Origin of the sequence: Peribacillus sp. NPDC058002 (genome assembly GCF_042886655.1) — a bacterium.
GTDB lineage: Bacteria > Bacillota > Bacilli > Bacillales > DSM-1321 > Peribacillus > Peribacillus aracenensis.
In genome coordinates, this window is sequence record NZ_JBHVQU010000050.1 from 21,342 (window position 1) to 27,341 (window position 6,000).

6 protein-coding genes are annotated in these 6,000 nt (G+C 41.5%); all 6 read right to left on the reverse strand.

Annotation, left to right across the window (positions count from 1 at the left end; genetic code table 11):
- Nucleotides 1–293 precede the first annotated feature (293 nt).
- Nucleotides 294–1,184: a peptidylprolyl isomerase gene (locus tag ACFVSH_RS11665; protein WP_387706006.1), complete on the reverse strand. Its 891-nt coding sequence runs from the start codon at nt 1,182–1,184 to the stop codon at nt 294–296.
- 226 nt (nt 1,185–1,410) lie between these two features.
- Nucleotides 1,411–2,484 (reverse strand): ABC transporter substrate-binding protein, encoded by a 1,074-nt coding sequence (locus ACFVSH_RS11670; protein WP_387604716.1) that lies wholly within the window; start codon nt 2,482–2,484, stop codon nt 1,411–1,413.
- Nucleotides 2,481–3,284: an ABC transporter permease gene (locus ACFVSH_RS11675; protein ID WP_387604714.1), complete on the reverse strand. Its 804-nt coding sequence runs from the start codon at nt 3,282–3,284 to the stop codon at nt 2,481–2,483. The genes ACFVSH_RS11670 and ACFVSH_RS11675 overlap by 4 nt, the downstream gene beginning before the upstream one ends.
- A 1-nt stretch (nt 3,285) precedes the next feature.
- Nucleotides 3,286–4,089 carry an ABC transporter permease gene (locus ACFVSH_RS11680; RefSeq protein WP_192207492.1) on the reverse strand — a complete coding sequence of 268 codons (804 nt, stop codon included), beginning with the start codon at nt 4,087–4,089 and terminating at the stop codon, nt 3,286–3,288.
- Complete coding sequence (locus ACFVSH_RS11685; protein WP_387604710.1) at nt 4,079–5,188, reverse strand: ABC transporter ATP-binding protein; 1,110 nt, start codon at nt 5,186–5,188, stop codon at nt 4,079–4,081. The genes ACFVSH_RS11680 and ACFVSH_RS11685 overlap by 11 nt, the downstream gene beginning before the upstream one ends.
- 60 nt (nt 5,189–5,248) lie before the next feature.
- Complete coding sequence (locus tag ACFVSH_RS11690; RefSeq protein WP_387604708.1) at nt 5,249–5,791, reverse strand: helix-turn-helix domain-containing protein; 543 nt, start codon at nt 5,789–5,791, stop codon at nt 5,249–5,251.
- Between the last annotated feature and the right edge of the window lie 209 nt (nt 5,792–6,000).

The window sequence follows — 6,000 nt, forward strand, 5'->3', positions numbered from 1 at the left end:
GTACCTTTCATCAAATGAAGTTCCCGAACCATTTGACCCAAAGGCAACACCCTCAACTCCATAGGTATGTTCTATCTAAATCTAATAACGGAGTTGATTGGAGTGGAAGGTACGAGACTCCTGCGGGAAAAGCACGTCTAGAGGAGACCCCGCAGGCGCAAGCCGAGGAGGCTCCACGACTGCCCGCGGAAAGCGAGTGCCTGGAGCGGAAATCAACATCCCAATTGTACAAGCCATTAGAAAAGCTGAGGCGTTATGCCTCAGCTTTTTTGTTCATAAATCACTTGATAACCTTAGTTAGAGTCCTCCAATTTATTCGTTATCTCATGGTCTTTTTTCACTTCAGCCAACCAAACGGGATATTCCTCTTGTAATTTTTCAGAAAGAAGCGTTTCTTTAATTACATCTTTACTGTCTTCTAAATTAGCCTTTTTTGCTTCCTTCTTACCGGTTACTTTTATGATATGGTACCCATAATCGGATTTGACTGGATCACTGATTTTATTTATATCAAGATCAAAGGCAACATCTTCAAACTCTTTCACCATATCACCTTTCCCAAAATACCCTAGGCTTCCGCCCTTATCCGCCGTTTGTGCATCAGTGGAATATTCAGCTGCCAATTTAGCGAAATCACCGCCTTCTGTAATTTCTTTCGCAACTTTTTTAGCCGTTTTTTCGTCTTCGACTAAAATATGACTAGCTTCCACTTGTTCAGCTTGATCAAATGTATCTTTATTATCTTCAAAATACGTACTGATTTCATCGTCCGTCACGGTAATTCTCGGTTCGACCAGTTTTTTCGTTTGCAGGTAAACCACAATGTCCTTTTTCAGGGCATCCATGGAAGAGCCGCTTGCTTCCAATTGCTCTTTTAACGACTTTTCATCACCATAGGACTCAGCCATAACATCGATTTCTTTCTGGATTTCTTCATCCTTAATTTTAATTCCCGCTTTTTCCGCTTCCAATTCAACCAATTTATTCGTAATTAATAGGTCTAAAGTATCTGCTCCGTACCCCGCAACAAGCGCGTCATACAGCTCATCCTTATTGATTTTCTCGCCATCGATACTCGCCATTGTCTTATCCGTTGACGATATCATCGCAAATGCCATGATCCCGGCAATGATCAAAATGCTCCCAGCCCAAATATATGCCTTCGTGCTTCTTAATAGTTTCATGAATACTCTCCCTTAATTTTTCTATCATGATAGCTTGTGAATATTAATTAATCCTTAAGATTTTACAACCTTCAATATGCACTAACCCATCATTATACTAACATACTTATATCCCTACAGATATTTTAGAGTATTTCATCTTGCTACCAATTGATTTGGTTGATCATTACCAAAAACGAAAAAGCATGGTGTACGGAGGGAGCTCCTACACCATGCTTTTTTCTTGTTATTTACGATGCATCTTGAATTCAAGGAAGAGTTCGTTGTAATGGGCCAAGTTTTTCTTCCCGAGGTTTTCGTACACTTCGAGTTTCTTTGTCAGTTCCGGTGATGGATAGAAACGTTCATCCTTCACCACTTCTTCAGGCATATATTTAAGTGCTGCTTTATTGGGTGTCGAGTAACTTACATATTCAGCATTCTGTGCCGCAACTTTCGGGTCCAGCATGAAGTTGATGAACTGGTGAGCCGCATCGACGTTTTTGGTTGTTTTCGGGATGACCATATTATCAAACCATAAATTGGACCCCTCTTTTGGAACAACGTATTCGAGATCTTCATTTTCAGCCATGATTTCAGAAGCAACTCCCGACCAAACCAGGCCAATCGCCGCTTCCTGGGCTTCCAATAGCATGCGGCTTTCATCTCCCACTATCGCCTTAATATTCGGGGTGAGGGCGTCAAGTTTGGATTTTGCCTCTTGAAGGTGTTCTTCATCTATATCATTCAATGAATAATTCAAAGAGTTCAGACCCATGCCCATCACTTCCCTAGCGCCATCCGTCAAAAGGATTTCATTCTTTAAATCTTTATCCCATAAATCCGCCCAGGCCGTTATTTCTTTGCCACCGAGCATCTTGGAATTATAAACAATTCCGACCGTTCCCCAGAAATAAGGGACGGAATATTTATTCTCCGGATCGAATGGCAGGTCGATGAACCGCTCATCGATGTTTTTCAAATTCGGAAGCTTGGAATGATCCAAGGGAATCAGCAAGTCTTCCTGCCGCATCTTATCGATCATATACTCAGACGGAATGGCAATATCATAAGTCGTACCGCCCTGTTCGATTTTAGTCATCATGGCCTCATTCGAATCGAACGTCTCATAAATGACCTTTATCCCTGTTTCTTCTTCAAAACGTTCGATTAGATCCGCATCGATGTAATCGCCCCAATTATAGATGGTAAGCGTATTGCTGCTCGTAAACCCCTGCGATGAATTCAATCTTGAAATCGCATATAGCAGCAAAGCGGATACGAGGGAAATGATCAAAAACATTTGGACAAGCCTTTTCATCGTTTCCCCCCCATTCCCGTTTGCCTTACACGTTGAGTTATAAAGTAATATACGACAACCAACAGCAGTGTCACGACGAACAGCAGTGTCGATAGTGCATTGATATTCAATGAAATCCCACGGCGGGCCAATGAATAGATTTCCACAGAAAGAGTGGAGAAGCCATTACCGGTCACAAAGAACGTAACCGCAAAATCATCAAGTGAATATGTCAATGCCATAAAAAAACCAGCAAAGATACCTGGTAAGATGTATGGAAGGATGACCTTCGTCAATACATCCCACCGGCTTGCCCCTAAATCTCTAGCGGCATCAATTAAAGTAGGGCTCATTTCCTGAAGTTTTGGAAGGACCAGCAGCACTACGATCGGGATGCTGAAGGCGATATGCGACAACAGTACCGAGTAGAATCCAAGCTTGATCCCGGCCATTGTGAATAAAATCAGGAAGGAAGCACCGATGATCACATCGGGACTGACAATCAATACATTATTCAATGATAATACCGTATTCTTAGCTTTACTGCTCGCAAAGGACCGAATACCAATCGCCCCCATTACCCCTATGATCGTTGAGATCAGTGCAGATAATAAAGCGATCACAAGTGTATTCAATACAATGATCAGCAGCCTTGTATCTTGGAACAGTTCCTTGTACCACTCCATCGTGAACCCTTTAAAGTCATACATCGTTCCACCGCTGTTAAAGGAGTAAAAGACTAAAAAGAAAATCGGTGCATAGAGTATGATAAAAATCAAAACGAGAAACGCTTTTGATATTGGTGATAATTTATTGCCCAATTTACACACCCTGCTTTCGGTTACCCGTTACAAACATAATCAGGAACATTATAATAATCAAAAATACCGCGATTGTGGAACCCATTCCCCAATCCTGTGTCACAAGGAAGTGCTGCTCGATAGCCGTACCAAGCGTTATGACGCGGTTACCGGCAATCAGTCTTGTAAGCATGAACAAAGAAAGTGCCGGGATGAAGACTACCTGGCATCCCGTCTTTACACCATCTAACGTCAATGGAAAAATGACACGGCGGAATGTCATCCAACGGGACGCTCCCAAGTCATTGGCCGCATCCACAAGGGTTGGATTCATTTTATCAAGCGCATTGAATATCGGTAAGATCATAAACGGGATGAAAATATAAACCGAAACGAATATGAAGCTGAAATCCGTAAAGAGAATCTGCTGCTTTCCGATTCCTACAACCTCTAGAAAACCATTCGCCACACCATATGTGCCAAAAATACCAATGAAGGCATAAGCCTTCAAAAGTAAATTGATCCAGGAAGGGACGATGATCAGCAAAAGCCACAGCTGCTTATGCTTTGTTTTCGTTAACAAATATGCGGTTGGGTAAGCGACTAAAAGGGATATTCCCGTAATCAGGAAAGCATACCAAAATGAGCTTAATGTCATTGTTAAATATACTGGCGTAAAGAACTTTTGATAGTTAATCAATGATAGATTGCCTTCAATGTCAAAGAAGGAATAGTATAGGATTAACAAAATGGGTGCAATCACGAATAAAGCAATCCATAAGACATATGGGATGAAGTAAATATTCCGGGATAATTTATTCTTCATGACTTTCTCCATCATGATACGCTTCCAGACGCTTATCGAATTCTTCTTCAGTCTCACCCAATCGCATGACATGAATCGATTCCGGATCGAAATAAAGACCTATTTCATCTCCAACTGCCACTTTTTTCGTTGATTGGACAAGCCATTCATTCCCATCATGGTCATAACAGCTGATTTCATAATGAACACCGCGAAATAACTGGGAGCCCACCCGAACTTGCAGCTTTCCGCGGTCGACGGAAGTAATCTCTAAATCTTCCGGGCGGATGACAATATCGACAGCTTCATTACTGTTCAATCCTTGGTCGACACATTCGAACTGTCTGCCGACGAATTCCACGAGATAATCTTCAATCATTTTTCCTTTTACAATATTAGACTCACCGATGAAATCGGCAACGAACCGATTCAGCGGTTCATCATAAATATCCGTAGGGGTTCCACTTTGCTGAATTTTCCCTTTGTTAAGGACAAAAATCTCATCTGACATCGCTAATGCTTCCTCTTGGTCATGAGTGACGAAGATAAACGTGATTCCAAGCCTCTGTTGCAGCTCCCGCAATTCATATTGCATTTCTGTACGCAATTTTAAATCGAGGGCAGATAGCGGTTCATCCAGAAGGATAACTTCCGGTTCATTAACAATTGCCCTGGCAATCGCCACCCGTTGCCGCTGACCGCCGGACATTTCCCTGATCTCCCGTTTTTCATACCCCTCCAAATTGACAAAGCTGAGGGCTTCCTTCACCTTGATTTCCACTTCCGAATTCTTCATTTTTTTGATTCGAAGACCAAATGCTACATTTTCAAACACGTTTAAATGCGGAAAAAGTGCATAATCTTGAAATACCGTATTCACTTGCCTTTTATTGGCTGGCACATCATTGATCTTTTTCCCTTCAAAGTAAATATCACCTTTGGAGGCTTCCGTAAATCCAGCAATCAAGCGAAGGATCGTGGTCTTCCCACATCCGGAAGGACCCAAAAGCGTATAGAACTTCCCTCTCTCGATTTCAAAACTAACATTATCGAGAACTACCGTATCATCATCAAATTGCTTCGTAACCTGATCGAAGCGTATTATATTCCCGTTTGTCATTGCTTCTTCCCTCTCTCCATTACCTTACTCATCAATCAACGATTGCATTTGTTTTGGATTCTATAAGTATGATTCCGTCACCACGAGTAATAACTCTGACGGACCTTCAAAATCATTGATGATTTGATGTTCATCTGAAGCATGAAAATAAATCGACTCCCCTGCCTTGACAAAATATGTGTGTGTACCTAGCTTTACAATAACTCTTCCGCTTAATACATAACCGAATGTTTCAGACAAGGATGGTTCAAACTGTTTGAACTCCCCTTTTTCCTGGAGAGTCAGCCGAATAGGTTCCATCTCCTTTTCATTCGATTCAGGCACGAGCCACTGGATTTGATACCCGCGTTCTTCATCGATGAAAAATGTTTGTGCTTCTTCTTCATAAACCACTTTTTGGACTTGATCCTCTTCATCGAAGAACTGCTTCGGCTTGCAGCCGAGTACTTCTAAAATATTGAAAAAAGTTTCAATTGAAGGGGAACTCAGATCCCTTTCCAACTGTGAAATATATCCTTTGCTTAAATCCGTTCTTTCCCCCAATTCTTCCTGGGTCAACCCTTTTTTCAAACGAAGGTTCTTTATTTTTCTTCCAATTTGCATCCCATTACCCTCAATCGGTTTACTTATAGTAAACCCACAGTAGTTAAAGTTTTGTATAAGTAAACTTCCAGTTTAATTTTACGAATATCATTATACAGGAAATGCGGGAAACTTCAAACGGAATTTCCAGTCATGCAAAAAAAGGACCGCCAACATGAACTGCACCCCAATTGTTAGACAACATCTAACAATTGGAGGTGCAGTTTTTT